At 68.2% G+C, this 26,818-nt stretch carries 24 protein-coding genes, 1 tRNA gene and 1 other RNA gene; 18 read left to right on the plus strand and 8 right to left on the minus strand.

The features are described 5' to 3' along the window. Nucleotide 1 precedes the first annotated feature (1 nt). From AT701_RS30630 to AT701_RS30685, 12 genes are all read left to right on the plus strand, one after another. Nucleotides 2–871: a class II glutamine amidotransferase domain-containing protein gene (locus tag AT701_RS30630; protein ID WP_058127198.1), complete on the plus strand. Its 870-nt coding sequence runs from the start codon at nt 2–4 to the stop codon at nt 869–871. Further along, on the plus strand, nt 859–1,554 hold the full coding sequence (locus AT701_RS30635; protein ID WP_003897684.1) for a GltB/FmdC/FwdC-like GXGXG domain-containing protein: 696 nt from the start codon (nt 859–861) through the stop codon (nt 1,552–1,554). Before AT701_RS30630 ends, AT701_RS30635 begins: the two co-directional genes overlap by 13 nt. Next, complete coding sequence (locus tag AT701_RS30640) at nt 1,554–2,897, plus strand: FMN-binding glutamate synthase family protein (RefSeq protein ID WP_058127199.1); 1,344 nt, start codon at nt 1,554–1,556, stop codon at nt 2,895–2,897. Before AT701_RS30635 ends, AT701_RS30640 begins: the two co-directional genes overlap by 1 nt. Continuing rightward, complete coding sequence (locus AT701_RS30645; protein WP_058127200.1) at nt 2,894–4,081, plus strand: NAD(P)/FAD-dependent oxidoreductase; 1,188 nt, start codon at nt 2,894–2,896, stop codon at nt 4,079–4,081. Before AT701_RS30640 ends, AT701_RS30645 begins: the two co-directional genes overlap by 4 nt. 26 nt (nt 4,082–4,107) lie before the next feature. Next, the gene (locus tag AT701_RS30650; protein WP_003897687.1) at nt 4,108–4,758 is read left to right on the plus strand and encodes a type II toxin-antitoxin system RelB family anti-toxin; all 651 of its coding nucleotides are present in this window, start codon (nt 4,108–4,110) and stop codon (nt 4,756–4,758) included. Nucleotides 4,759–4,891: 133 nt separating this feature from the next. Next, nucleotides 4,892–5,731, plus strand: coding sequence for a nitrile hydratase subunit beta (locus AT701_RS30655; RefSeq protein ID WP_029104591.1), 840 nt, complete (start codon nt 4,892–4,894; stop codon nt 5,729–5,731). Then, nucleotides 5,728–6,444 carry a thiocyanate hydrolase subunit gamma gene (gene scnC, locus AT701_RS30660; protein WP_003897689.1) on the plus strand — a complete coding sequence of 239 codons (717 nt, stop codon included), beginning with the start codon at nt 5,728–5,730 and terminating at the stop codon, nt 6,442–6,444. The genes AT701_RS30655 and scnC overlap by 4 nt, the downstream gene beginning before the upstream one ends. 12 nt (nt 6,445–6,456) lie before the next feature. Beyond that, the gene (locus AT701_RS30665; protein ID WP_003897690.1) at nt 6,457–6,798 is read left to right on the plus strand and encodes a thiocyanate hydrolase subunit beta; all 342 of its coding nucleotides are present in this window, start codon (nt 6,457–6,459) and stop codon (nt 6,796–6,798) included. A 30-nt stretch (nt 6,799–6,828) separates the two neighbouring features. After that, nucleotides 6,829–8,199 carry a magnesium transporter gene (gene mgtE / locus AT701_RS30670; protein ID WP_003897691.1) on the plus strand — a complete coding sequence of 457 codons (1,371 nt, stop codon included), beginning with the start codon at nt 6,829–6,831 and terminating at the stop codon, nt 8,197–8,199. A 166-nt stretch (nt 8,200–8,365) separates the two neighbouring features. After that, on the plus strand, nt 8,366–10,174 hold the full coding sequence (leuA, locus tag AT701_RS30675) for a 2-isopropylmalate synthase (RefSeq protein WP_058127201.1): 1,809 nt from the start codon (nt 8,366–8,368) through the stop codon (nt 10,172–10,174). A 183-nt stretch (nt 10,175–10,357) separates the two neighbouring features. Further along, nucleotides 10,358–13,570 (plus strand): NAD-glutamate dehydrogenase domain-containing protein, encoded by a 3,213-nt coding sequence (locus AT701_RS30680; protein WP_011731170.1) that lies wholly within the window; start codon nt 10,358–10,360, stop codon nt 13,568–13,570. A gap of 123 nt (nt 13,571–13,693) precedes the next feature. Beyond that, on the plus strand, nt 13,694–14,080 hold the full coding sequence (locus tag AT701_RS30685) for an SHOCT domain-containing protein (protein WP_003897694.1): 387 nt from the start codon (nt 13,694–13,696) through the stop codon (nt 14,078–14,080). Between the two features lie 6 nt (nt 14,081–14,086). On the opposite strand, the gene AT701_RS30690 is transcribed toward AT701_RS30685, so the two are convergent. Beyond that, nucleotides 14,087–15,100 carry a DEDDh family exonuclease gene (locus tag AT701_RS30690; RefSeq protein WP_011731172.1) on the minus strand — a complete coding sequence of 338 codons (1,014 nt, stop codon included), beginning with the start codon at nt 15,098–15,100 and terminating at the stop codon, nt 14,087–14,089. A gap of 73 nt (nt 15,101–15,173) precedes the next feature. Between AT701_RS30690 and AT701_RS30695 the strand changes: the two genes are divergently transcribed. Beyond that, nucleotides 15,174–16,397: a Mur ligase family protein gene (locus AT701_RS30695; RefSeq protein WP_011731173.1), complete on the plus strand. Its 1,224-nt coding sequence runs from the start codon at nt 15,174–15,176 to the stop codon at nt 16,395–16,397. Continuing rightward, nucleotides 16,394–17,113 (plus strand): type 1 glutamine amidotransferase, encoded by a 720-nt coding sequence (locus AT701_RS30700; RefSeq protein WP_011731174.1) that lies wholly within the window; start codon nt 16,394–16,396, stop codon nt 17,111–17,113. The genes AT701_RS30695 and AT701_RS30700 overlap by 4 nt, the downstream gene beginning before the upstream one ends. Before the next feature lie 90 nt (nt 17,114–17,203). Here AT701_RS30700 and AT701_RS30705 read toward each other — a convergent pair whose 3' ends face one another. The 3 genes from AT701_RS30705 to AT701_RS30715 all read right to left on the minus strand — a co-directional run bounded on the left by AT701_RS30705 (nt 17,204) and on the right by AT701_RS30715 (nt 18,941). Next, complete coding sequence (locus AT701_RS30705; protein WP_003897698.1) at nt 17,204–17,914, minus strand: MBL fold metallo-hydrolase; 711 nt, start codon at nt 17,912–17,914, stop codon at nt 17,204–17,206. Nucleotides 17,915–17,986: 72 nt separating this feature from the next. Beyond that, nucleotides 17,987–18,598, minus strand: a complete 612-nt coding sequence (recR, locus tag AT701_RS30710) for a recombination mediator RecR (protein WP_003897699.1) — start codon at nt 18,596–18,598, stop codon at nt 17,987–17,989. Nucleotides 18,599–18,608: 10 nt separating this feature from the next. Continuing rightward, on the minus strand, nt 18,609–18,941 hold the full coding sequence (locus AT701_RS30715) for a YbaB/EbfC family nucleoid-associated protein (protein ID WP_029104589.1): 333 nt from the start codon (nt 18,939–18,941) through the stop codon (nt 18,609–18,611). Between the two features lie 124 nt (nt 18,942–19,065). On the opposite strand from AT701_RS30715, the gene AT701_RS30720 reads away from it, so the two are divergent. After that, a complete protein-coding gene (locus tag AT701_RS30720; protein ID WP_003897701.1) occupies nt 19,066–19,860 on the plus strand; it encodes an Rv3717 family N-acetylmuramoyl-L-alanine amidase in 795 nt (264 codons plus the stop codon). Nucleotides 19,861–19,867: 7 nt separating this feature from the next. On the opposite strand, the gene AT701_RS30725 is transcribed toward AT701_RS30720, so the two are convergent. Next, on the minus strand, nt 19,868–20,305 hold the full coding sequence (locus tag AT701_RS30725; RefSeq protein ID WP_003897702.1) for an SRPBCC family protein: 438 nt from the start codon (nt 20,303–20,305) through the stop codon (nt 19,868–19,870). A gap of 89 nt (nt 20,306–20,394) precedes the next feature. On the opposite strand from AT701_RS30725, the gene AT701_RS30730 reads away from it, so the two are divergent. Then, nucleotides 20,395–21,795, plus strand: a complete 1,401-nt coding sequence (locus AT701_RS30730) for an FAD-binding oxidoreductase (protein WP_058127202.1) — start codon at nt 20,395–20,397, stop codon at nt 21,793–21,795. Beyond that, entirely contained in the window at nt 21,792–23,105 is a 1,314-nt protein-coding gene (locus tag AT701_RS30735; RefSeq protein WP_003897704.1) for a class I SAM-dependent methyltransferase, read from the plus strand. Before AT701_RS30730 ends, AT701_RS30735 begins: the two co-directional genes overlap by 4 nt. Before the next feature lie 35 nt (nt 23,106–23,140). Here the strand turns inward: AT701_RS30735 and AT701_RS30740 are convergent, their stop codons facing one another. From AT701_RS30740 to ffs, 3 genes are all read right to left on the minus strand, one after another. Further along, nucleotides 23,141–25,138, minus strand: coding sequence for a DNA polymerase III subunits gamma/tau (locus AT701_RS30740; RefSeq protein WP_058127203.1), 1,998 nt, complete (start codon nt 25,136–25,138; stop codon nt 23,141–23,143). Between the two features lie 26 nt (nt 25,139–25,164). Beyond that, nucleotides 25,165–26,451 carry an aspartate aminotransferase type Ic gene (locus tag AT701_RS30745; protein ID WP_058127204.1) on the minus strand — a complete coding sequence of 429 codons (1,287 nt, stop codon included), beginning with the start codon at nt 26,449–26,451 and terminating at the stop codon, nt 25,165–25,167. 54 nt (nt 26,452–26,505) lie between these two features. Continuing rightward, an RNA gene (gene ffs, locus AT701_RS34450) (signal recognition particle sRNA small type) lies at nt 26,506–26,600 on the minus strand. Between the two features lie 69 nt (nt 26,601–26,669). Between ffs and AT701_RS30750 the strand changes: the two genes are divergently transcribed. Continuing rightward, nucleotides 26,670–26,755: transfer RNA gene (locus AT701_RS30750), tRNA-Ser, on the plus strand. Nucleotides 26,756–26,818: the final 63 nt, after the last annotated feature.

The following is a 26,818-nucleotide window of genomic DNA, read 5'->3' on the forward strand; positions in this document are numbered from 1 at the left end:
CATGTGCGGGATCGTGGGATTGCACCTGCGCACAGCCGAGCTGTATCCGAGGCTGGGTGAAATGCTCACCGAGATGCTGTGCGAAATGTCGGACCGCGGCGCCGATTCGGCCGGTGTCGCGGTCTACGGCGATCCGGTGTGGTCACCGCCCGGGCGCGGCTGCGTCTCGGTGACCGACCTCGCCGAGGCCCCCGATCTCGGTCCCGATGTCGAGGTGGTGCAGGTCGATTCGACATACCTGCTATCCGCGGACACCCCGTCGGAGGACCTGCTCGAACGTGTCAAGGCTGCCTATCCCTCGGCGCTGATCGCCGGGTTCGGCGCCGACCTCGCGGTGCTCAAGGGTGTGGGCCATCCGCGTGCGCTCACCGACGCGTGGGGCCTGGTCAAGGCGCAGGGCTGGCAGGGTGTCGGGCACACCCGCATGGCGACCGAATCCGCCGTGACCCCGTCGGGGTGCCACCCCTACACCGTGGGGCCCGAACAGTGCCTGGTGCACAACGGATCCTTCTCCAACCACGCCACCATCCGGCGCGAACTGCGCCGGGCCGGTGTGCAGTTCGACAGCGAGAACGACACCGAGGTGGGCGCGCGGTTCGTCGCCCAACAGCTGGCGGCCGGCCGCGACGTCCAGACCGCACTCAAGGCACTGTGCGCGACGTTCGACGGCTTCTACACGCTGCTGGTGTCCAACCGCGACTCGTTCGCCGTGGTGCGCGACGCGATCGCGTGCAAGCCCGCGGTGATCGCCGAGACCGACGAGTGGGTCGCGATGGCCAGCGAGTACCGCGCACTGTCCGGGTTGCCGGGCGTCGAGAAGGCACGAATCTGGGAACCCGAACCGGAGGTTGTTTACGCATGGACCAGGTAACCGTCAGTCTCACCGAATTCGATCTGCGCACAACACCTCTGCGCGAGGTCAACGCAGCACTGCACCAGCCCGGTCTCGAGGGCGAGTTCGTCATCGAACATCCCGCGGGCGCACACAACGTCGCCGTCGGCGTCGACGCGCCGGTCCGGGTCCGCGTCGAGGGCCACGTCGGCTACTACGCCGCGGGCATGAACCAGCAGGCCGAGATCCTCATCAACGGCAACGCGGGCACCGGTGTCGCCGAGAACATGATGAGCGGCACCGTGCGGGTCAAGGGCAACGCCTCGCAGTCCGCGGGCGCCACGGCCCACGGCGGCCTGCTGGTGGTCGAGGGCGACGCCGCGGCGCGTTGCGGCATCTCGATGAAGGGCATCGACATCGTCGTCGGCGGCAACATCGGCCACATGAGCGCGTTCATGGCACAGGCCGGGCGCCTCGTGGTACGCGGCAACGCCGGTGAGGCACTCGGTGATTCGATCTACGAGGCCCGCATCTACGTGCGCGGCGAGGTCGCCTCGCTGGGCGCGGACTGCATCGCCAAGCCGATGCGGCCCGAGCACCACGCCGAACTCGCCGAACTGCTGGCGGCCGCGGGCTACGACGACGACACGTCGGAGTACGCGCGCTACGGCTCGGCCCGAAACCTGTACCACTTCCACGTCGACAATGCGAGCGCCTACTGATGAGCTACACCACCGATGACCGCGCGCGACTCGGCCTGCGCGAATCAGCCACATTCGACCGCACCACGATCGCAGCGATCCAGCGGGCCGCCGACACCGGGATCTACGACATCCGCGGCTGGGGCGCCAAGCGTCCGCTTCCCCATTTCGACGACCTGCTGTTCCTGGGCGCGTCGATGTCGCGCTACCCGCTGGAGGGCTACCGCGAGCGTTGCGGCACCGACGTCGTGCTCGGCGACCGGCACGCCAAACACCCTCTGCACCTCGACATCCCGGTCACCATCGCCGGTATGAGCTTCGGTGCACTGTCGGCCGGGGCCAAGGAGGCACTGGGCCGCGGCGCGAGCGAGGTCGGCACGTCGACCACCACGGGCGACGGCGGTATGACGCCCGAGGAGCGCGGCCAGAGCAAGCACCTGGTGTACCAGTACCTGCCCTCGCGCTACGGCATGAACCCCGACGACCTGCGCAAGGCCGACGCCATCGAGGTGGTGCTGGGCCAGGGCGCCAAGCCGGGCGGTGGCGGAATGCTGCTGGGGCAGAAGATCTCCGAGCGCGTCGCGGGCATGCGCACGCTGCCGCAGGGCATCGACCAGCGCAGCGCCTGCCGGCATCCGGACTGGACCGGCCCCGACGATCTCACCATCAAGATCAACGAACTGCGTGAGATCACCGACTGGGAGAAGCCCATCTACGTCAAGGTCGGCGCCACCCGCACCTACTACGACGTCAAGCTCGCGGTGCACTCCGGTGCCGACGTCGTGGTGGTCGACGGCATGCAGGGCGGCACGGCCGCCACGCAGGAGGTGTTCATCGAACACGTCGGCATCCCGACGCTGGCCGCGATCCCGCAGGCCGTGCAGGCGCTGCAGGAACTGGGTGTGCACCGAAAAGTGCAACTGATCGTCTCGGGCGGCATCCGCAACGGCGCCGACGTGGCCAAGGCCCTGGCGCTGGGCGCCGACGCCGTGGCGATCGGCACGGCAGCAATGATCGCGCTGGGCGACAACCATCCGCGCTACGCTGCCGAGTACGAGAAGATCGGCAGCGCAGCCGGTTTCTACGACGACTTCCAGGACGGCCGCGATCCCGCGGGCATCAGCACGCAGGATGCCGAACTCGCGGCGCGATTCGACCCGATCGAGGGCGGGCGCCGGCTGGCCAACTATCTGCGCGTGCTGACCATGGAGGCCCAGACCATCGCGCGGGCGTGCGGCAAGGCCCACGTGTGCCACCTGGAACCCGAGGACCTCGTGGCCGTCACGATCGAGGCCGCCGCGATGGCACGGGTGCCGCTGGCGGGCACCGACTGGATCCCGGGCAGAGGGGCCGCCGCGCTATGAGCATCACCGCAGACGTCGTGATCGTCGGCGGCGGTCTGGAAGGAACCGCCGCCGCCTGGGCCCTGAGCCAGCGCGGGGTCACCGATGTGGTTGTCGCCGAACGCAACACCGTGGGGTCCGGCATGACCGGCAAGTCCAGCGGGATCGTGCGCTGCCATTACGGCGTGAGCTCGCTGGCGGCCATGGCCGCTGTGGGTCTCGATGTGTTCGAGAAGGCCGAGGAGATCTTCGGCGACGACATCGGCTTCCGCCAGACCGGCTACGTCGTCGGCGTGGGCGAACAGAACGTCGACGCGCTGCGCAAGAGCCTGGCCGCACAGCGTCAGGTCGGTGTGCAGACCGAGGAGATCGACGCCTCGGAAGTGGCCAAGCTGTGGCCGTGGGCCGACCTCGAACCCTTCGCGGCGTTCGGCTGGGAGGCGCGCGGCGGTTACGGCGACGCCTACCAGACCGCGCAGGCGTTCGCGATCGCCGCACGCGCCGCGGGTGTGCGGATCCGACAGGGCGCCACCGTCACCGAACTGCTGATGGACGCCGACCGGGTCACCGGAGTGCGGCTGGCCGACGGCACCGAGGTGTCCGCGGGCACCGTCGTCGTCGCCACGGGCGCCTGGACGCGACCGTTCCTGGCGCCCTACGGTGTCGACATCCCCATCAGGGTGATCCGCGAGCAGATCGTCACCATCTCCCCCGGCCTGGACATCGGCGCCGTCCCGGTGTTCTCGGATCTGGTGTCGCTGCAGTACGTGCGCCCCGAACTGGGCGGCGAGATCCTGTTCGGCAACAGCGATCTGGGACACGGCGAGTCGGCCGACCCGGACAACTACCTCAACCGCGCCACCGAGGAGTTCGTCGACATCACGGTCGAGAAGGTGGGCACACGGTTCCCCGGTCTCACCGACGCATCCATCACCGGCAGTTACGCGGGCTGCTACGACGTCACCCCGGACTGGAACCCGGTGATCTCCGAGACCGACGTCGACGGTCTGATCGTGGCGGCCGGTTTCAGCGGGCACGGCTTCAAGATCGCCCCCGCCGTGGGCCGGTTGGTGGCCGACCTGGTGGTCGACGGGCACAGTTCCGACCCGCGGATACCCGAGACCGATTTCCGCTTGAGCCGGTTCGCCGAGGACAATCTGCTCAAGAGCCCGTATCCATATGTGGGGGCGGGAGAGATGCGCTGATCCGACGGGCGACAGGAGGAGATCACGTGAGCGACGACGTTCCACTGCTTCGCAACAGGTCCGGAACGGCCCGTGAGCGTGATCCGCAGGCGCCGGTCGAGGAACTTGAGTTCGAGGCCGCGATCGGACGCAACGTGCGCCAACTGCGCCAGCAGCATGGGCTCACGGTCGCCGAGATGGCCGCGCGGGTGGGCATCTCCAAGGCGATGATGTCCAAGATCGAGAACGCGCAGACCTCCTGCAGCCTGTCCACGCTGGCGCTGCTGGCCAAGGGTCTCGACGTGCCGGTCACGAGCCTGTTCCGCGGCGCCGATGTGGAACGCCCCGCGGCGTTCGTGAAAGCCGGCACCGGCCCGGAAATCGTGCGCAACGGCACCAAGCAAGGGCACGAGTACCAATTGCTCAGTTCCCTGCGCGGCGAGCACAAGCGCCTGGAATGCCTGCACGTCACGCTCACCGAGAAAAGCCAGACCTATCCCCTTTTCCAGCATCCGGGCACCGAATTCATCTACATGCTCGAAGGTGTCATGGACTACAGCCACAGCCGCTCGGTGTACCGGCTGCAGCCGGGTGACTCACTGCAGATCGACGGCGAGGGTGCGCACGGACCGGTGGATCTGGTGGAGTTGCCCATCCGTTTTCTCTCGGTCATCGCATTCCCCGATTCGCAGGTCTGACACGGGCGCCGAATACGACATTTCTTCCCCAAATTTATCGGGCACGTAAAATACCCCGATTGCGCTGCGCAAACACGCGCGCGTGGTTACAGTTCGCGTGACGTTTTCTGGCGGACTTCAAAAGGGGGCCCAGATGAGTTCAGCCGCCGAACGTGCAGCGAAATTGGATTTGGTGGGTCGCCTCAAAGCGCACTTTCCCGAAATTCCCGACGCGCCGCCACCCGACCTGCTCGACCATGACCGGTTTCTCGCGTACATGAAGACCGTTCACGACGTCGGCGGCGAACCGGACGCGCCGATGAAGTACGAGAACAAGGAGTACGAGTACTGGGAGCACATGACCTACGTCATCTGCGAGGTGCTGGCATGGCGGGGCATCTGGCTCTCCGAGGAGCGCCGCCGCATCGGCAACGTCGACGTGGGACGCGCGATCTACCAGGGCATCCCCTATTACGGCCGGTGGCTGTGGGCCGTCGCGCGCGTGCTGATCGAAAAACACCACATCAGCCACGGTGAACTCACGGACCGCATGGTCGAGGTGCAGGAACGCTACCGGGACGGGTTGGCCGGACGCATGCTCGAGGCGACGCCGAAGTCCGAGGGCGACGGCGCCGACGTGAGGCGCAACGAGCACCACATCCGCGCGGTCGGCATTGGCGATCCGCAGATCTACGCAGGCAAGGCAGGCACGCCGAAATTCTCGGTCGGCGAGGCCGTGGTGGTCCGCGACCTGCCTGCCCTGCTCTACACGCGCACACCGGAATACGTGCGCGGCGCCAAAGGGGTGATCGCCGAGGTCACCTACGAGAGCCCGGCGCCCGAGGACGAGACCTGGGACCGCACGGACGCCACACCGGAGTGGTTCTACATCGTGCGCTTCAACCTCTCCGAGTTGTTCTACGGCTACACCGGAACCTCAACGGACACACTGCAAACCGAGATCCCCGAACGCTGGTTGGAGAAGAGCCTATGAGCGGTAACCACGACCACGATCACGACCACGACCACGCGCGCACGGTCAAGCCCATGGTCGACGAGGTCACCGACTTCGAGGTGCTCGAGATCGCGTTGCGCGAACTGTGTATCGAGAAGGGCATCTTCACCGCCGAGGAGCACCGCCGGTTCACCGAGTTCGCCGAGCAGATCGGGCCGACGCCTGCCGCGCGTCTGGTGGCCAAGGCCTGGCTGGATCCCGAATTCAAGCAGCTCGCGCTCACCGATGCGCTGGCCGCCAGCAAGGCCGTGGGTGTCGACTGGCTGGAGCCCACCGGATTCGGAACACCCAGCGATTTCACGGCTTTCAAGATTCTCGAGGACACCCCGACGCTGCACCACGTGATCGTGTGTGCGTTGTGCTCGTGCTACCCGCGGCCCATCCTGGGCAACTCCCCCGAGTGGTACCGCACACCGAACTACCGCAGACGGCTCGTGCGCTGGCCGCGGCAGGTGCTCGCCGAGTTCGGCCTGTACCTGCCCGACGACGTCGAGGTCCGCGTCGAGGACTCCAACCAGAAGCACCGCTTCATGGTCATGCCGATGCGGCCCGAGGGCACCGAGGGCTGGACCGAGGACCAGCTCGCCGAGATCATCACGCGCGACTGCCTGATCGGCGTCGCGCTGCCCAAGCCCGGCGTCACCACCAACGTGATCGTCGACACCCGTCCCGCGATCCATCCGGCGGGGTGAGACATGGCTGATATGCCCGAAGAGCCCACCACTCTCAAGCGCATCGTCGAGCGCAACCAGATCTGGCCCGTCATGGCGGCCAAGTACGGCGTGGAAAACCCTGTGCCGCCGTGGAAGTCGAGCCTCGACGGGCTGTGCGACGCGCTCGACCATTCGGAGTGCGGGCCACAGGTGCTGAACTTCAAGGACCGCCGCGACGAGGAAGACGCGCTGGCGGCCACGGTGTACGCCGACGTCCCCTATCCCGAGAACCAGTTGCTGGCCCTTGCGCACTCGCTGCTGGCCCGCGGAGTGATCGACGAGGCCGAACTGCAGCAGCGGATCGCATCCGTGCGCGCCCGACTGGAGGCGTGATCCTCGGCGTCGTCGGCTAGTTTCGGGTCCATGACCACCCGGGACGCCACGATCGACCTGCGCCAGACGGTCGCGTCGAACACGCCCAAGGCCGTCGAGTTGTGGCTCGAGGTCACCACCGACTCCGATGAGCGCGAGCGCCAACTCGCGGCCCTGTCGCCCGCCGAGCGCCGAGGCCTCGGTGACCTGCTGGACGCGAACACCGGGGCCGAACTGTTGTGCAGCGTCGAGATCGACCTCGCGGCACGACTGCTCAAGTCGATGTCGGACTCCGCGGCCGCGCGCGTGCTGCAGCTGCTCAACTCCCCCGACGCGGCCGACATCCTGCGCGAACTCGACGAACACCGGCGCGAGGCGGTGTTGGGCGCCATGCCGATCGAACGGGCACGCGCGCTGCTCGACGTGCTGGCCTGGCCCGAGGACTCGGTGGCAGCCCGCATGCACACCGACACCCCCAGCGTCGTCCCGTCGGCCACCATCGCCGAGGCCGTCGACCAGATCCGCGACTACGCCGCGGCGCACCCCGACGGGGCCGTCGGGGCCTCGGTGTGCGTCGTCGACGCCGACAACACGCTGCGCGGCGCGGTGCGCCTGCGTGAACTGGTACTGGCACAGCCGCAGGTCGCGATCGGCACGCTGATGCGCGACGTGCCGGTGACGGTCACACCGCTGACCGACATCGAGGAGGCCGCCAAGACACTGATCGAGCACAAGCTCGACGAACTGCCCGTCGTCGACGCCGAGGGCCGGCTGCTGGGCATCCTCGTCGAGGACGACGCCATCGAGGCCGTCGAACGCGAGGCCACCGAGGACGCCGAGCGCCAGGGCGGCTCCGAACCGCTCGACGTGCCGTACCTGCGCGCCTCCCCCTGGTTGCTGTGGCGCAAGCGCATCGTGTGGCTGCTGGTGCTGTTCGCCGCCGAGGCCTACACCGGCACCGTGCTGCGGGCCTTCGAGGACGAGATGGAGGCCGTCGTCGCGCTCGCGTTCTTCATCCCGCTGCTGATCGGCACCGGCGGCAACACCGGCACACAGATCACCACGACGCTGGTCCGCGCGATGGGCACCGGTCAGATCCGGTTCCGCGACCTGCCTGCGATCGTCTCCAAGGAGATGTCGACGGGCTTTCTGATCGCGGTCGCGATGGCGGCCGCGGCGCTGATCCGGGCATGGACACTGGGCGTCGGTCCCGAGGTGACGCTCACGGTGTGCCTGACCGTGGCGGCCATCGTGCTGTGGGCCTCACTGGTGTCGTCGGTGCTGCCGCTGGTGCTCAGGAAACTGCGGGTCGACCCGGCCGTGGTGTCTGCGCCGATGATCGCGACCGTGGTCGACGGCACCGGCCTGATGATTTATTTCTGGATCGCGCATCTGACGTTGCCCCAGCTCGCGGGTCTGTGACACGACCGCGGTTTGGGAACTGCCAGCCGGGCGCGCTATGGTATTGGGCGTGCAGCGGGTGCTCCTTCTCGGACGCCGCGACGGGGTCTGATCAGACCGGCTTCCCGTCGCGGGTGTTTCGCGATGCGCCGGTCGAGTCCCGTCCAACTCCCGGAGCCAAGAACTTATGAACACCCCTGATATCTCTTCTGACGCCTTTTCCACCGGCCGCACCATCACGCCCCCGTCGGGCGCGCCGCATCCCGGCCAGCCCTCCTGGAACACCCAGCGTGGTTCGTCGATGCCGGTCAGCCGGTACCGCAGCTTCGCCGACGAGGTCGAGAAGATCTCGCTGCCGGACCGCACCTGGCCCGACAAGGTCATCGAGACCGCGCCCATGTGGTGTGCGGTGGACCTGCGTGACGGCAACCAGGCCCTGATCGACCCGATGAGCCCCCAGCGCAAGCGCCGCATGTTCGACCTGCTGGTGCGGATGGGCTACAAGGAGATCGAGGTCGGCTTCCCGTCGGCCAGCCAGACCGACTTCGACTTCGTCCGCGAGATCATCGAGGACAACGCGATTCCCGACGACGTCACCATCCAGGTGCTGACGCAGTCGCGGCCCGAGCTGATCACCCGAACCTTCGAGGCCTGCCGGGGCGCCAAGAACGTCATCGTCCACTTCTACAACTCGACGTCGATCCTGCAGCGTCGCGTCGTGTTCCGCGCCGACAAGGCCGCGATCAAGAAGATCGCCACCGACGCCGCCGAGCTGGTGCTGGAGGAAGCCGAGAAGTACCCGGACACCAACTGGCGCTGGGAGTACTCCCCGGAGTCCTACACCGGCACCGAGCTGTCCTACGCCAAAGAGGTCTGCGACGCCGTCACCGAGATCCTGGGCGCCACCCCGGAGAACCCGGTCATCCTGAACCTGCCCGCCACCGTCGAGATGGCGACGCCCAACGTCTACGCCGACTCGATCGAGTGGATGCACCGCAACCTGGCCCGCCGCGATTCGGTCATCCTGAGCCTGCATCCGCACAACGATCGCGGAACCGGCGTCGCCGCAGCGGAATTGGGCTACCAGGCCGGCGCCGACCGCATCGAGGGCTGCCTGTTCGGCAACGGTGAGCGCACCGGCAACGTATGCCTGGTGACGCTGGGCCTGAACATGTTCAGCCGCGGCGTCGACCCGCAGATCGACTTCTCGAACATCGACGAGATCCGACGCACCGTCGAGTACTGCAACCAGCTGCCCGTGCACGAGCGTCACCCGTACGGCGGCGATCTGGTGTACACCGCGTTCTCCGGCAGCCACCAGGACGCCATCAACAAGGGCCTGGACCAGATGAAGGTCGACGCCGACGCCGCGGGCGCCGACATGGACGACATCCTGTGGCAGGTGCCGTACCTGCCGATCGACCCCAAGGACGTCGGCCGTACCTACGAGGCCGTGATCCGGGTGAACTCGCAGTCCGGAAAGGGCGGCGTCGCCTACATCATGAAGGCCGACCACGGTCTGGTGCTGCCGCGGCGCCTGCAGATCGAGTTCAGCCAGGTGATCCAGCAGATCACCGACGGCGAAGGTGGCGAGGTGTCGCCCAAGGAGATGTGGGACGCCTTCTCCGAGGAGTACCTGGCGCCGATCACGCCGCTGGAGCGGATGCGGCAGAAGGTCGACGCGGCCGAGGAAGACGGCGGGACCGACAAGATCACCGCGGTGGTGAAGGTCAACGGCGAGGAGCGCGAGATCGTCGGTGCGGGCAACGGCCCCCTGGCGGCGTTCTGTGATGCCCTGGGTGCGCTGGGCATCAACGTCAACGTGCGGGACTACTCCGAGCACGCCATGTCGGCGGGTGAGGAAGCCCAGGCCGCGGCCTACGTCGAGGCCGAGATCGACGGCAAGACCGTATGGGGCGTCGGCATCGCGACGTCGATCACGACCGCGTCGCTGCGCGCTGTGGTGTCGGCCGTCAACCGGGCCGCCCGCGCCTGATTTCACTTCTGCCGTCGGCGCCGTTGCCTCGCAACGGCGCCGACGTCGTTTCCCGCCATGTACAGAGTGTCCAATTCTGACCTTGATCGGTGACGAAGTGTCAGGGGTGCTGCGTGCGTTTCGACCGCACACTCGTATCTGTCACATATCTCACGTTCCACCAACCTGATCAGGGAGGAATCTGTGTCCACCGCGTTCTTCAACGGCGAAGAACTTGACGCACTGGCCGGTGACGAGATCACCGTCCGTCTGCACCATCCCGTCCACCCGCACGAACCTCTGCGATTCGTCCTGGCCGCGGGGCAACCCGTTCCGCTACGCCGGATGCTGCCCGCGCTGGAAAGCATGGATCTCGAGGTCATCAACGAGCACACCACGTCACCGACCCGGGACGACGGATCGGTGTGCCACGTCTACGAGCTGGTCCTCGACCCCGGCACCGCCGGCGCGCAGGGCTTCGCACGGGACTGGAACCGGGCACAAGACCAGATCTGTGACACCTTCCGCGCCATCTGGTCCGACCGCATCGAGGCCGACCGCTTGAACGCGCTGATCCCCACCGCGGGCCTCGACTGGCGCCAGGTCGCGGTGTTGCGCAGCTACAGCCGCTACCTGCGTCAGCTCCCCCTGCCGTACGGGCAGGGGCGCATCCAGCAGGTGCTGCTGGACAACCCCGCGGCGACCACGGCGGTCGTCGCACTGTTCGAGGCGCGTTTCGCGCGCCAGTCGGTGTCGTCGGGCGCTGTGCGGGAACGCGATATGGCCGCGGCCGATCAACGCCTGGAAGCCGAGATCGACCGCGTGGTGCACATCGACGCCGACCGCATCCTGCGCACCTACCGCAGCCTGGTCAACGCGACCGTGCGCACCAACGCCTTCACGCCCGAGGCGCTCACACCGAAGGCGCCGTATCTGGTGCACAAGTTCGACGCGTCGGCCATCGACGAACTTCCGCAGCCGCGCCCGCTGTCGGAAATCTTCGTCTACGCACCGCAATTCGAGGGTCTGCACCTGCGCTTCGGCCTGGTCGCGCGCGGCGGGCTGCGCTGGTCGGACCGTCACGACGACTACCGCACCGAGGTGCTCGGCCTGGTCAAGGCGCAGGCGGTCAAGAACGCGATGATCGTGCCTGCCGGCGCCAAGGGCGTCTTCGTCGTCAAACCGCCGTCGTCGTCGCGCACCGAGGGGATGCGGTGCTACAAGCAGTTCGTCTCGGCCCTGCTCGACGTCGTCGACAACGCGGTGTCCGATGAACCGCCCGCACCCGAGGGCGTCGTGTGCCACGACGGCCCCGACCCGTACCTCGTGGTGGCCGCCGACAAGGGCACCGCGACGTTCTCCGACATCGCCAACGCCGTCGCCCTCGACCGTGGCTACTGGCTGGGTGACGCGTTCGCCTCGGGTGGCTCGGCCGGTTACGACCACAAGGCCATGGGCATCACCGCGCGCGGCGCGTGGGTCAGTGGCGACAGCCATCTGCAGGAGCTCGGGATCGATTCGGCCACCGACGAATTCCGCGTCGTCGGCATCGGCGACATGAGCGGCGACGTGTTCGGCAACGGGATGCTGCTGCGCCGCGGCATCCGGCTGGTGGCCGCGTTCGATCACCGCCACATCTTCGTCGACCCCGATCCGTCGACGCAGGCCGCCTACCGCGAGCGGCAGCGCCTGTTCGCACTTGCGCGCTCGTCGTGGGACGACTACGACCGCGCCGTGATCAGCGCGGGCGGCGGGGTGTGGCCACGCACCGCGAAACGCATTCCGGTGTCCGAGCAGATGCGCGCAACACTCGGCATCTCCGGGGAGATCACGTCGGTGACGCCGACCGAGCTGATCCGCCACATCCTGTGCGCCCCGGTCGATCTGCTGTTCAACGGCGGCATCGGCACCTACATCAAGGCCTCCGACGAGCAGCACGGCGATGTCGGCGACAAGGTCAACGACAACGTTCGCGTGGACGCGAACCAGGTGCGCGCCAAGGTGATCGTCGAGGGCGGCAACCTCGGTGTGTCACCGCGCGGCCGTATCGAGTTCGCGCGCAACGGCGGCTACATCAACACCGATGCGATCGACAACGCCGCGGGCGTGGACTGCTCGGATCACGAGGTGAACCTCAAGATCCTGCTGGCGGGCCGGATCCGCGGCACCGAGCGCAACACGCTGCTGGCCGATATGACCGACGAGGTCGCCGCGCACGTGCTGGCCAACAACCGGGCTCACAACCGCCTGCTGCGCGACGCGCGGTCCAACGCCGCGCAGATGGTGTCGGTGCACGCCCGCATGACCACCGCACTCGAACGCGACGGCCTGGTGCGCGAGCTCGAACATCTGCCCAGCGCCGAGGAATTCGCGGCGATGGCGTCGGCGGGCGAAGGCCTCACCCGACCGCAGCTCGCGACGCTGATGGCGCACACCAAGCTGGGCCTCAAGGCCGACCTGCTGGCCGCCGACGATTTCGACGATCCGTACTTCACCGCGGCCCTGCACCGGTACTTCCCGGCGACGCTGCGCCGCCGGCTCGGCGACCGGCTCACCGAGCATCCGCTGCGGCGTGAGATCGTCGCGACGGCAGTGGTCAACCATGTGCTCGCGACCTCGGGCCTGACGTACGCGTTCCGGCTCGTCGAGGAAACCGACGCCGGGACAAGCGAGATCGTGCGGGCGCATGCTGTGGCGTCGGAGGTCTTCGAACTCGACGCGCTGTGGCACGACATCCACGCCGCAGGCCTCTCTCCGCAACTCACCGACAGCCTGATCATCGAGGGCAGGCGCCTGCTGGACCGGGCGTCGCGGTGGTTCCTGCTGAACCGCCCGCAGCCGCTGTCGATCGCCGCCGAGGCCGCGCGCTTCCAGGCGGTGGCGATGCTGCGCGGCAAGTTGTCGGAGATGTTGCGCGGCGACGAACTGCTCACGGTCACACGCCTTCACGACGAGTACGTCGCCCAAGGCGTGCCTGCCGACATCGCACGGCGGCTCAGTGAGGCGCTGTACTCGTACAGCCTGCTCGACATCATCGACATCGCGCACGCCCATTCCGAGGACGCCACGCGGCTCGCACACATCTACTTCGAGTTGTCGGCACATCTCGGGGTCGACGGCCTGCTGTACGCGGTGTCGTCGCTGCCCCGCAACGGTCGGTGGAATGCGTTGGCGCGGTTGGCACTGCGTGAGGATCTGTACCGGTCGCTGCGCGACCTGGCGCGCGACGTCTACCGCATGGTCGGCCCGCACACCGACAACGTCGACGTGATCGCCGAGTTCGAGGCCTACAACCGGCCCCGGATCGAACGCGCCCGGCGCACGCTGCGGGAAGTTCTCGCCACCGAGAACCCCGATTTGGCGATGCTGTCGGTGGCGACCGCGCAGGTGCGCCGCCTCACCACCGCGGGCGGATGAGCCCGACGCGCATCTGATTCACGACACACTGCGGCCGGCTCGGCATACGGGCCGTTCGCAGCGTTTTTCGTGGTTGACTGACGGTTGCGTCAAAAGCCGCGCAAAACCGACAAGGAGCAACACATGGACTGGGGCTCAACCTGGGATTTCCTCTGGCATTTCCTGATCATCTTCGCCTGGATCGCATACCTGCTGGTGCTCTTCCAGATCCTGGGTGATCTGTTCTGGCGCGACCACACCACTTCGGGCTTCGCCAAGGCGCTCTGGGTGGTCTTCCTGATCCTGTTCCCGTGGCTCACGGCCCTGGTGTACGTGATCGCGCGCGGCAAGGGCATGGCCGAACGCGCCCGCGCCGCGGCACTGGCCGCCAAGCAGGAGACCGACAGTTACATCCGCGAAGCCGCCGGTCGCTCGCCGGCCCAGGAGATCGCCGACGCCAAGGCGCTGCTGGATGCGGGCACCATCACAGCCGAGGAGTTCGAGGCACTGAAGGCCAAGGCGCTCAGCTGATCTGACTCAGAACAGCGCGTACTGGTCACCGTCGGCGGTGGTGTCGACGAACGTCTCGACGTCGGCACCACCGACCACATGGTCGAGCAGACGCATGAACTCGTCGTCACGCACCAGCGGTACGCCGAGTTCCTTGGCCTGGTAGCCCTTGCCCTGCTCGGGCGCCGGGTCGTTGCAGATCACCAGCGACGTCTGCAGATCCACCATGTCGCTGTAGGCAAGGCCGGCGTGCAGGACGCGCTCGAGCAGTTCCTCGTGTGTGCGCACCACCTCGGCCGACAGCGCCACCCGCATCCCCTGCACCAGCGGGCGGCCCGCGACGAACGGACCCGGGTTGGCGTAACGGCACGGCAGACGCGACGCCTCGACCTTGAGCGGACGCAATTCGTCGTGTGTCACATGCCCGTTGGGCCAGCGCTTGCGCGTCAGCTGACGCAGCGGCAGCCACACCTTGCGGTCGCGGGCGCGTGCCAGCGTGGGTTTGAGGATCTGCGCGAGCACCAGCGCGTCGTCGAGCGCGTCATGCGGCTTCATCTGCGTGACGCCCCAGTGCGCGGCCAGCGTCTCCAGACGCAGGTTCTCGGTACCGAGCTCGAGCCTGCGTGCCAGCTCGACCGTGCACATCGCGGTGTCGATGGGAAGTTCGGCGCCCACCAGTTCGGCCTCGGCGGCCAGGAAGCTGTAGTCGAACCCCGCGTTGTGGGCGACCAGGGTGCGTCCGCGCAGCACCTCGATCAGCTCGTCGACGACGTCGGCGAAGCACGGCTGGCCCTCCAGCATCTCGGCGGTGAGCCCATGTACGTGCGTCGGCCCCGGATCGACACCAGGGTTGAGCAGACTGGACATGCTGTGCTCGACACTGCCGTCGTCACCGACCGCCAGCGCGGCCACGCTCACGATGCGCGCCTGACCGGGCCGGAAGCCCGTGGTCTCGACATCGACGACCGCCCAGCCCGAGCCCGGCTCATCCGCCGGCCGCCCCCACAACTGCGGGGTGCTCGACAGCGGTGCTCGGCTCACAACGTCAGGATGGCACGCGGCTCCGACAAGCCGGGTCGGCACGCCAGCGTGTCGTGCACATAAAATCCCGGGAATGCTGACCGTCCGTGGGCGCGCCGCACTGGCCGCCGGAGCCGCCGCCCGCTGGGCGTCCCGGGTCACCGGGCGCGGTGCCGGCGCCATGATCGGCGGGCTGGTCGCCATGACCCTGGACCGTTCGGTCCTGCGGCAGCTCGGCCAGGGCCGCCGGACGGCCATCGTGACCGGCACAAACGGCAAATCGACCACCACCAGGATGATCGCCGCCGCGCTGGCGCCGCTGGGACCCGTCGCGAGCAACACCGAGGGCGCCAACATGGACGCCGGGCTGGTCTCGGCGCTCGCCGCCAACCGCGACGCCGGACTCGCGGCGCTCGAAGTCGACGAGATGCATGTGCCGCATGTGTCCGATGCGGTGTCGCCTTCGGTGATCGTTCTGCTCAATCTGTCGCGTGATCAGCTCGATCGAGTGGGTGAGATCAACCACATCGAGCGGACGCTGCGTGCCGGTCTGGCGCGTCATCCCGACGCGGTGATCGTCGCCAACTGTGACGACGTGCTCATGACGTCGGCCGCCTACGACAACCCCGACGTCGTGTGGGTGGCCGCGGGCGGAACCTGGGCCAACGATTCGGTGAGCTGCCCGCGCAGCGGCGAGGTGATCGTGCGCGACGGGCGCGACTGGTACTCCACCGGCACCGACTTCAAGCGCCCCAGCCCGCAGTGGTGGTTCGACGAGACCCACATCCACGGACCCGACGGGCTGTCGGTGCCCATGGAGCTGGCCCTGCCCGGCACCGTCAACCGGGGCAATGCCACGCAGGCCGTCGCGGCCGCGGTGGCCCTGGGCGCCGATCCCGTCGCGGCCGTCGCCGCGGTCTCGACCGTCGACGAGGTCGCCGGTCGCTACCGCACGGTGCAGGTCGGGCCCCGGCACACCGCGCGGGTGCTGCTGGCCAAGAACCCGGCCGGCTGGCAGGAGGCGCTGTCGATGGTCGACCGGACCGGCGCGGGCGTGGTGATCGCGGTCAACGGCCAGGTGCCCGACGGCGAGGACCTGTCGTGGCTGTGGGACGTGCGGTTCGAGGACTTCTCGGGTGTGCAGGTGGTCGCGGCCGGTGAGCGCGGCACCGATCTGGCGGTGCGACTCGGCTATGCCGACGTCGAGCACACGCTGGTGCACGACACCATCAGCGCGATCAAATCCTGCCCACCCGGGCACGTCGAGGTGATCGCGAACTACACGGCGTTCCTGCAACTGAACCGGCGGCTGTCATGACTCACCCCAGCACCGTGCGCATCGGCCTCGTGCTCCCCGACGTCATGGGCACCTACGGCGACGGCGGCAACGCCGTGGTGCTGCGACAGCGGCTGCGCCTGCGCGGGATCGACGCCGAGATCGTCGAGATCACGCTGGACGACCCGGTGCCCGAGTCGCTGGATCTCTACACCCTCGGCGGCGCAGAGGATTACGCGCAGCGCCTGGCGACCAAGCATCTGATCCGTCATCCCGGCCTGCAGCGCGCCGCCGAACGCGGCGCGCCGATCCTCGCGATCTGCGCGGCCATCCAGGTGCTCGGGCACTGGTACGAGACCTCGGCGGGTGAGCGCGTCGAAGGCGTCGGCCTGCTCGACGCCACCACCTCTCCGCAGGAGGCCCGCACCATCGGCGAGGTCGCGTCCCGCCCGCTGCCCGACGGGCTCGACCAGCCGCTCACCGGATTCGAAAACCACCGCGGTGGAACACTTCTCGGTTCCGACGCACGTCCGCTCGGCGCGGTCACCAAGGGTGCGGGCAACCGTGCCGGCGACGGTTTCGACGGTGCCGTACAGGGCAGTGTGGTGGCGACGTACATGCACGGGCCGTGCCTGGCCCGCAATCCGCAGTTGGCCGACCATCTGCTCTCCCGCGTGGTCGGCGATCTGCCCCCGCTCGAGCTTCCCGAGGTCGAACGTTTGCGTTCTGAGCGCCTCGCCGCGCCGCGGCGCGTCTGATCTGACCTCCTCTGATCTCTGCCGAAATGGCATTCCAGCAGGCGTCTACTCGCACTTTTCTGCTGGAATGCGGTTTCGGCGAAACGAAGCTCAGGCGAACGGGTCGGCCGCGTCGGCGATGCGCGCGGCAGCGTCGGTGAGCAGCACCTCGCCGTGCCCGAAACCTGCGACCTGCGCGCCCGTTTCGGCCAGACGCTGAACCGATGCAACGGCCGCAGCACGGTCGACGTTGAACACCCCGACGATCACGTGCCCGTTGAACTCGGCGACCGCGTCGCCGGTGAGCACTGCGTCGGCCGCGGGCAGGTACAGCCCGATGCTGCCCGGCGTGTGGCCCGGTGCCCCGACAACCCTTGCGCCGCCTGCGAAGTCGAGGACATCGCCGTCGCGCACCGTCGTGTCGACGCGGCACGGCGGGCCGACGGGCGGCTCGGTGAGATCGGACCGCAGCGTGCGTTCGGCGTCGGTCAGCACGGGCAGCGGGCCCGGCTCGTCGCCGCGGATGAACGGTGCGTCGGCGGCGCCGGCGATCACTTCCACGTCGGCCCAGTCGGCGATCTCGGCGGCCGCGCCGGTGTGGTCCTCGTGAAAGTGCGTGAGCACCACGCGTTTGACGTGCAGGCGGCGCAGTCCGAGCATGGCGAGCGCCTCGGCGATCAGCCCGGCCTCGCCCGGCCAGCCGGTGTCGATGAGCGTGACACCGTCGGGCTCCTGCCACAGGTAACAGTTGAGCAGGTGTGCCCGATCGCCGGGGATGCGTAGCCGGTACAGCGAATCCGCGATCTTCAGCAGGTCAGGCATGCCTCCGACGGTATCTGCCGAAACGGCATTCCGGCAGGGCGCTACTCGTGGTTTCGCTGCTGGAAGAACGCACTAGACCATCGCGCGGCGGCCGGCCAGCGCGCGGCCCAGGGTGAGCTCGTCGGCGAACTCGAGATCCCCACCCATCGGCAGGCCCGACGCGATGCGGGTGACCGTCAGGCCGGGGATGTCGCGGAGCATGCGCACCAGATAGGTCGCGGTGGCCTCGCCCTCGGTGTTGGGATCGGTCGCGATGATGACCTCGGCGACGTCGACGCCCTCGACGCGTTCGCCGATGCGGTTGAGCAGTTCCCGGATGCGCAGCTGCTCAGGGCCGATGCCGCTCAGCGGGTCGAGCGCGCCACCGAGCACGTGGTAGCGCCCGCGGAACTCGCGGGTGCGTTCTACTGCCTGCACATCCTTGGGTTCCTCGACGACGCATACCAGCGACGCGTCGCGGCGCGGGTCGCTGCAGATCCGGCAGCGTTCCTCGTCGGAGACGTTGCCGCACACCGAGCAGAACGTGACCCCGTCACGGATGCGTCCGAGCACCGCGGTCAGCCGGTCGATGTCGGGCGGTTCGACCGACAGCAGGTGGAAGGCGATCCGCTGGGCACTCTTGGGGCCGATACCGGGAAGCTTGCCCAGCTCGTCGATCAGATCCTGGACCGGGCCCTCAAACATTGCCGGCCACTCACATCCCCGGCAGACCGAAGCCGCCGAGCCCACCGGCCAGCGGACCCAGACGGCTCTGCGCCATGATCGTCACCTGCTTGCTGGCGTCGGAGAGTGCGCCGACGATCAGATCCTGCAGTGTCTCGACGTCGTCCGGGTCGACGACCTTGGGATCGATCTGCACCGACACCACCTCGCCGCTGCCCTTGACGGTGACCTGCACCAGGCCGCCACCGGCCTGTCCGTGCACCTCGGCGTTGGCCAACGCCTCCTGGGCCTCCATCAACTGCTGCTGCACCTGCTGGGCCTGTGCCAGCAGCGCCGACATGTCGGGCGTGCCTCCGGGTTGCATCACTGTCCCCTTGCCGTGTTCGTGTCTCGGTTGCGTCTTCTTGATCGCGTGTTGGTCTCGACTTGGTTGCTCTCGCCCGTCAGCGGCGGTTTGGCCTTTCAGCCTAGTCCGCGACGCGGCTACCGTGGCGGCCGTGCGAGTCCCAGCCTGTCTGCGTGTCGGCGCCGCGGTCGTGACCAGCGTGCTCATCGCGGTGACGGCATCGGTCGTGTCGCCGGTAGCCCATGCCGCCCCCGCCAACATCGCCGGAATGATCGTGTTCCTCGATCCCGGCCACAACGGGGCCAACGACGCGTCGATCGGCAGACAGGTGCCCACGGGACGCGGCGGCACCAAGAACTGCCAGGAGAGCGGCACCGCAACCGACGACGGCTATCCCGAACACAGCTTCACGTGGGACACCACGCTGCGGGTGCGGGCGGCACTGACGGCGCTGGGCGTGCGGACCGCGATGTCACGCGGCAACGACAACGCGCTGGGACCGTGCGTCGACGAGCGCGCCGCGATGGCCAACTCGCTGCGTCCGCACGCCATCGTGTCGATCCACGCCGACGGCGGTCCGCCCACGGGTCGCGGCTTCCACGTGCTGTACTCGTCGCCGCCGCTGAACGCCGCGCAGTCGGGCCCGTCGGTGCAGTTCGCGAAGGTCATGCGCGATCAGCTGGCCGCGTCGGGGATCCCCCCGGCCACCTACATCGGGCAGGGCGGGCTCAATCCCCGGTCGGACATCGCGGGCCTGAACCTGGCGCAGTTCCCGTCGGTGCTGGTCGAGTGCGGCAACATGAAGAACCCCGTCGACTCCGCGCTGATGAAATCCCCGGAGGGGCGTCAGAAGTACGCCGACGCCATCGTCCGGGGCATCGCCGGCTTCCTGGGCTCCCAGTCGCAGGCCGCGGCGGCCGTCAGCCCCGTGCGTTGACCCTCGGCTAGCCCTCGACGTGCTTCTTGAGGTTCTCCAGGACCTCGTCCTGGATGCGGCGCAGGCCCAGGGGAGCAAACGTCTTCTCGAAGAAGCCCTTGACCCCGCCTGCCCCGGTCCAGGTGGTCTTGAGGTTCACCGACGACCCGGTGCCCGCGGGCGCGACGGTCCAGTTGCTCACCAGGGACGAGTTGGCGTCCTTCTCGATGACGGTGTGTCCGGCGACGTCGACGGTGGCCTTGACGTCACGCACGCGCGACTTGGTGGCCTGCAGCTTCCACGTCGCGACGGTGCCCGCGCCCTGGCCGCCCTCAAGCACCTGGTAGCCGCTGTAGTGCGAGGAGAGGATCTTCGGCCGTACGGTCTGGTAGTCGGAGATCGCAGCGAGCACGGCAGCGGGCTCGGCGTTGATCAATACGGTGCTGACCGCGCTGACCTGTCCCATGGGTGAAAACTCCTTGTGCGAGGTGAAGATGCGGTATCAACCGCCCATCTGCGGTCGCATCGCCTGCAACCGTTGACTAGCGTATATGTGTGTCTGTGGTTACTACTGACGCACAGGCTGCCCATGCCGCCGGCGTCTCGCGTCTTCTGGCCAGCTACCGGGCGATCCCGCCCAGCGCGACAGTGCGCCTTGCGAAACCGACGTCCAACCTGTTCCGCGCCCGCGCCCGCACCAATGTGAAGGGTCTCGACGTCTCGGGCCTGACCGGTGTGATCGGTGTCGACCCGGACGCGCACACCGCCGATGTGGCGGGCATGTGCACCTACGAGGACCTGGTGGCGGCCACGCTTCCGTACGGCCTTGCCCCACTGGTGGTGCCGCAGCTCAAGACCATCACGCTCGGTGGCGCGGTCACCGGTCTGGGCATCGAGTCCACGTCGTTCCGCAACGGTCTGCCGCACGAAAGTGTCCTGGAGATGGACATCTTGACCGGTTCGGGCGAGATCGTCACGGCCTCACCGGATCAGCACTCGGATCTGTTCCATGCGTTCCCCAATTCATATGGAACCCTTGGTTATTCCACCCGGCTGCGCATCGAACTGGAGCCCGTGCACCCGTTTGTGGCGTTGCGCCACCTGCGCTTTCACTCGATCACCGATCTGGTCGCGGCGATGGACCGGATCATCGAGACCGGCGGGCTGGACGGTGAACCCGTCGACTACCTCGACGGCGTGGTGTTCAGCGCGACTGAGAGTTACCTGTGTGTTGGCTTCAAGACGAAAACGCCGGGGCCGGTCAGCGATTACACAGGTCAGCAGATCTTCTACCGGTCGATCCAGCATGACGGCGACACCGGCGCCGAGAAACACGACCGGCTGACCATCCACGACTACCTGTGGCGCTGGGACACCGACTGGTTCTGGTGCTCACGGGCATTCGGCGCTCAGCATCCGGTGATCCGCAGGTTCTGGCCGCGGCGGCTGCGCCGCAGCAGCTTCTACTGGAAGCTGGTGGCCTACGACCAGCGGTACGACATCGCCGACCGTATCGAGAAGCGCAACGGGCGCCCGCCGCGCGAGCGGGTGGTCCAGGACGTCGAGGTGCCCATCGAGCGGTGCGCGGACTTTGTCGAGTGGTTCCTGCAGAATGTGCCGATCGAGCCGATCTGGCTGTGCCCCCTACGGTTGCGTGACAGCGCCGACGGCGGTGCCTCGTGGCCCCTGTATCCGCTGAAGGCGCACCACACCTACGTCAACATCGGTTTCTGGTCATCGGTGCCGGTGGGCCCCGAGGAGGGCCACACCAACCGCCTCATCGAGAAAAAAGTCGCGGAGCTGGACGGGCACAAATCTTTGTACTCGGACGCTTATTACACACGTGACGAATTCGACGAGCTGTACGGCGGTGAGGTCTACAACACCGTCAAGAAGACGTACGACCCGGATTCACGTCTGCTAGACCTGTATTCGAAGGCGGTGCAAAGACAATGACCACATTCAAAGAACGCGAGACGTCCACAGCGGACCGCAAGCTCACCCTGGCCGAGATCCTCGAGATCTTCGCCGCGGGTAAGGAGCCGCTGAAGTTCACTGCGTACGACGGCAGCTCGGCCGGTCCCGAGGACGCCACGATGGGTCTGGACCTCAAGACCCCGCGTGGGACCACCTATCTGGCCACGGCACCCGGCGATCTGGGCCTGGCCCGTGCGTATGTCTCCGGTGACCTGGAGCCGCACGGCGTGCATCCCGGCGATCCCTACCCGCTGCTGCGCGCCCTGGCCGAACGCATGGAGTTCAAGCGCCCGCCTGCGCGTGTGCTGGCGAACATCGTGCGCTCCATCGGCATCGAGCACCTCAAGCCGATCGCACCGCCGCCGCAGGAGGCGCTGCCCCGGTGGCGCCGCATCATGGAGGGCCTGCGGCACAGCAAGACCCGCGACGCCGAGGCCATCCACCACCACTACGACGTGTCGAACACGTTCTACGAGTGGGTGCTGGGCCCGTCGATGACCTACACGTGCGCGTGCTACCCCACCGAGGACGCGACCCTCGAAGAGGCCCAGGACAACAAGTACCGCCTGGTGTTCGAGAAGCTGCGCCTGAAGCCCGGTGACCGGTTGCTCGACGTGGGCTGCGGCTGGGGCGGCATGGTCCGCTACGCGGCCCGCCACGGCGTCAAGGCGCTCGGTGTCACGCTCAGCCGCGAACAGGCGACGTGGGCGCAGAAGGCCATCGCCCAGGAAGGTCTCACCGATCTGGCCGAGGTGCGTCACGGTGATTACCGCGACGTCATCGAATCCGGGTTCGACGCGGTGTCCTCGATCGGGCTGACCGAGCACATCGGCGTGCACAACTACCCGGCGTACTTCAACTTCCTCAAGTCGAAGCTGCGCACCGGTGGCCTGCTGCTCAATCACTGCATCACCCGCCCGGACAACCGGTCGGCGCCATCGGCCGGCGGGTTCATCGACAGGTACGTGTTCCCCGACGGGGAGCTCACCGGCTCGGGCCGCATCATCACCGAGGCCCAGGACGTGGGCCTTGAGGTGATCCACGAGGAGAACCTGCGCAATCACTATGCGATGACGCTGCGCGACTGGTGCCGCAACCTGGTCGAGCACTGGGACGAGGCGGTCGAAGAGGTCGGGCTGCCCACCGCGAAGGTGTGGGGCCTGTACATGGCCGGCTCACGTCTGGGCTTCGAGACCAATGTGGTTCAGCTGCACCAGGTTCTGGCGGTCAAGCTTGACGATCAGGGCAAGGACGGCGGACTGCCGTTGCGGCCCTGGTGGTCCGCCTAGCAACCACGAACCGCGAACCAGGGGCCTGGCGCCGACTACCCGTCGATGCGCCGGGCCCCGAGTTCGTTCTGCAGCAGTTCGAGCGCCACCTCTTCGGGGTCGCGGCGCGGCATCGACTCCGACGGCTCGGCGGCCGCCTCGGCCAGCATGTCGTCCTCCTCGGCACGCGCGATCTCGACCGGATCCGGGGCGGGCGCCTGCGGGGCCGCGCCACCGGTCGCCGCGGGTGGGGCCGCCACTGCCGCTTCGGGTGCACCCGTGACGCAGCGGACCTTCCAGTTGACACCCAGCGCATCCTTGAGGGCCTCGCGGATCACCTCGGAGTTGCGCGATTCGGTGAGACGTTTGGCCAGGGGCGCCGACTCGTGGCTGAGCACCAGCGTGTCACCTTCGACTGCGCGCACGATCGCACCGGACAGCATCACCTCGGTGGTGCGGCTGCGCTGGCGGACCTTCTCGCGCACGGTCGACCACATGCTGCGCACCGCGGCGGCGTTGGGTTGCCCTGGCACAGAACCGGTTTCCGCTGCCGGGGCCGGCGCCGCAGGCGCTGCGGCAGGTACGGGTGCGGCAGGTGGGGGCGGCGCCACGGGTTCGGGCGCCGGGCGCGGTGGCGGCTCGGGGGCCGTGCGTGCCACGGGAGGCTCCGGACGCGGTGCCTGCGGAGCGGGAGCCGGTGCGGGCGGCGCGGCAACTGCGGGGGCCGGCGGCGCGGCAGGAGTGGGCGGCGCGGCAGGAGTGGGCGGCGTGGCCGGTGCGGGTTCGGCGGCAGGCGGCGAAGCGGCGGCGGCCTGGCTGCGACGCACGAACTGCTTGGCCGGTTCTGCGGGCGCAACGCCCGAGGACGCCTCGCCGGCCGGGATGGACATGTCGAGCCGGGTCTCGATGCGTTCGATGCGCTGCAGCAGCGCCGATTCGGTGTCGGCCGCCGACGGCAGCAGCAACCGCGCGCACATCACTTCGAGCAGCAGACGCGGCGCGGTGGCACCGCGCATCTCGCCGAGGCCCGCGTGCACCACCTCGGCGTAACGGGTCAGCGTCCCCGCCCCGAGGCGTTCGGCCTGCTCACGCATCCGCTCAAGCACGTCGGTGGGCGCGTCGACCACGCCGCGGGTGACGGCGTCGGGCACGGCCTGCAGCACGATCAGGTCGCGGAACCGTTCCAGCAGATCGGTGGCGAAGCGGCGCGGATCGTGGCCCGCGTCGACCACGGCCTCCACGGCGCCGAACAGCGCCGCGGCGTCGTTCGCGGCGAGCGCCTCGACGGCGTCGTCGATGAGCGCCAGGTCGGTGGCCCCGAGCAGCGACAGCGCGCGCTGGTAGGTGATGTGGTTGCCGTTGGCGCCCTGCTCGGAACCGGCCAGCAGCTGGTCGAGCACCGAGAGCGTGTCACGCGGAGATCCGCCGCCGGCGCGGATGACCAGCGGATACACGGCGTCGTCGACCTCAACGTTCTCCTCGGCGCAGATGCGCTCAAGAAGCGGCCGCATGGTGCGGGGCGCCAGCAGGCGGAACGGGTAGTGGTGCGTGCGCGAGCGGATGGTCGGCAGCACCTTTTCGGGTTCGGTGGTGGCGAACACGAAGATCAGGTGGTCCGGCGGCTCCTCGACGATCTTGAGCAGCGCGTTGAAGCCGGCCGTGGTGACCATGTGCGCCTCGTCGACGATGAAGATGCGGTACCGCGACTGGGCCGGCGCGTAGAACGCGCGGTCGCGCAGTTCGCGGGTGTCGTCCACACCGCCGTGGCTGGCCGCGTCGAGTTCGACGACGTCGACGTTGCCGGGCCCGTTGGGCGCCAGCGCCACGCACGAGTCGCACACGCCGCACGGCGTCGGCGTCGGCCCCTGCTCACAGTTGAGCGAGCGGGCCAGGATGCGCGCCGACGACGTCTTACCGCAGCCGCGCGGACCCGAGAACAGGTACGCGTGGTTGATCCGGCCCGCGGTGAGCGCAGTGCACAGCGGCTCGGTGACATGCTCCTGCCCAACAACTTCGGAGAAGGTTGCCGGGCGGTACTTGCGGTAGAGAGCCACGGGTGAAGGCTACCGATAGGTCCCGACTACTTGTCGCCCAGCAGGGCCTCGGTGGCCGCGAGCAGTGCACACGTCGCCAGACCGTCGATCGCGTCACGCACATCGGGCAGCGACGGGAAGGTCGGCGCGATGCGGATGTTCTTGTCTTCCGGGTCTTTCCGGTAGGGGAACGCCGAGCCGGCCTCGGTCACGGCGATGCCCGCGTCCTTGGCCAGTGCCACGGTGCGCTTGGCCGTTCCGGGCCACACGTCCAGGCTCACGAAATAGCCGCCCTTGGGGTCGGTCCACGACGCGATCTTCGACTCACCGAGGCGGTCTTCGAGGATCTCGGCCACCAGTGCGAACTTCGGTGCGATGAGTTCGCGGTGACGCTGCATCTGCCTGCGCACGCCGTCGGCGTCGCCGAAGAAGCGCAGGTGGCGCAACTGGTTGACCTTGTCCGGGCCGATCGATTTCTTGCCCGCGTGCTTGAGGTACCACGCGATGTTGTCCGCCGAGGCGCCCAGGAAGCTCACGCCCGCGCCGGCGAAGGTGATCTTGGATGTCGACGCGAACACCAGCGGGCGGTTCGGGTTGCCGGCCGCTGCGGCCAGGCCCAGCACGTCGACCGGTTCGACGAACTCGTCGGTCAATGTGTGGACCGCATAGGCGTTGTCCCACATGAGGCGGAAATCTTTTGCCGCCGTTGGCATTTGAACGAGACGACGGATCACGTCGGTGGAGTAGGTGGCGCCCGTCGGGTTGGAGTACACCGGGACGCACCATACGCCCTTGATGGTCGGGTCGGACGCGACGAGCTGTTCGATGACGTCGACGTCGGGGCCGTCCTCGCGGATGGGCACGGGCACGTTCTCGATCCCGAACGACTCGGTGATCGCGAAGTGACGGTCGTAGCCGGGTGCCGGGCACAGGAACTTCACCGTCGGCTCGGCCGACCACGGCCGCGGTGAGTCGAGGCCTCCGTGCAGCAGCGAGAACACGACGGAGTCGTGCATCATCTCCAGGCTCGCGTTGTTGCCCGCGATGAGGTTCTCGACGGGCAGGCCCAGTAGCTCGGCGAAGATCGCGCGCAGCTCGGGCAGGCCCTGCACGCCGCCGTAGTTGCGGGTGTCGGTGCCGTGACCGTCGCGGTAGGCGTCGGCGCCGTCGCCGGGCAGGCTCAGCAGGCCGTTCGACAGATCCAGCTGCTCGGGGGAAGGCTTGCCCCTGGTCAGGTCGAGTTTCAGTTGCTTGGCCTGGAGCTCGGCGTAGTTGCGCTGCTGGAGCTCGTGCTGCGCGAGCAGATCGTCGCGCCCGAGGGACTGGAACGACACGGCGCGCCTTTCACCCGAATCTCGATTGGTGTGGATCCCCGCTTCCCGGGGCGATCAAGGGGACCCCGCGCACCCGCCAGAGCCCGTTGACCCTTGCTGCCTTCCGGCCCTGGGGGAGTTCACAGGATGGACGCCGCGCGGGGTCCACGATGAGTGTAGTACGTGCCGCCGACCCCGAGTTTTCGGGACAGGTGGGGGCTTCGGTTACCATTGCCGACGGAGGATTCGCCTAGTGGCCTATGGCGCTCGCCTGGAACGCGGGTTGGGTTAATAGCCCTCGCGGGTTCAAATCCCGCATCCTCCGCACGAGGTCCCGGGGTGCGACCAGGAGCTTCACAGCTCCCGGTCGCACCCCGGGCCATAGCTG

Source organism: Mycolicibacterium smegmatis (assembly GCF_001457595.1).
GTDB classification, from domain to species: Bacteria; Actinomycetota; Actinomycetes; order Mycobacteriales; family Mycobacteriaceae; genus Mycobacterium; species Mycobacterium smegmatis.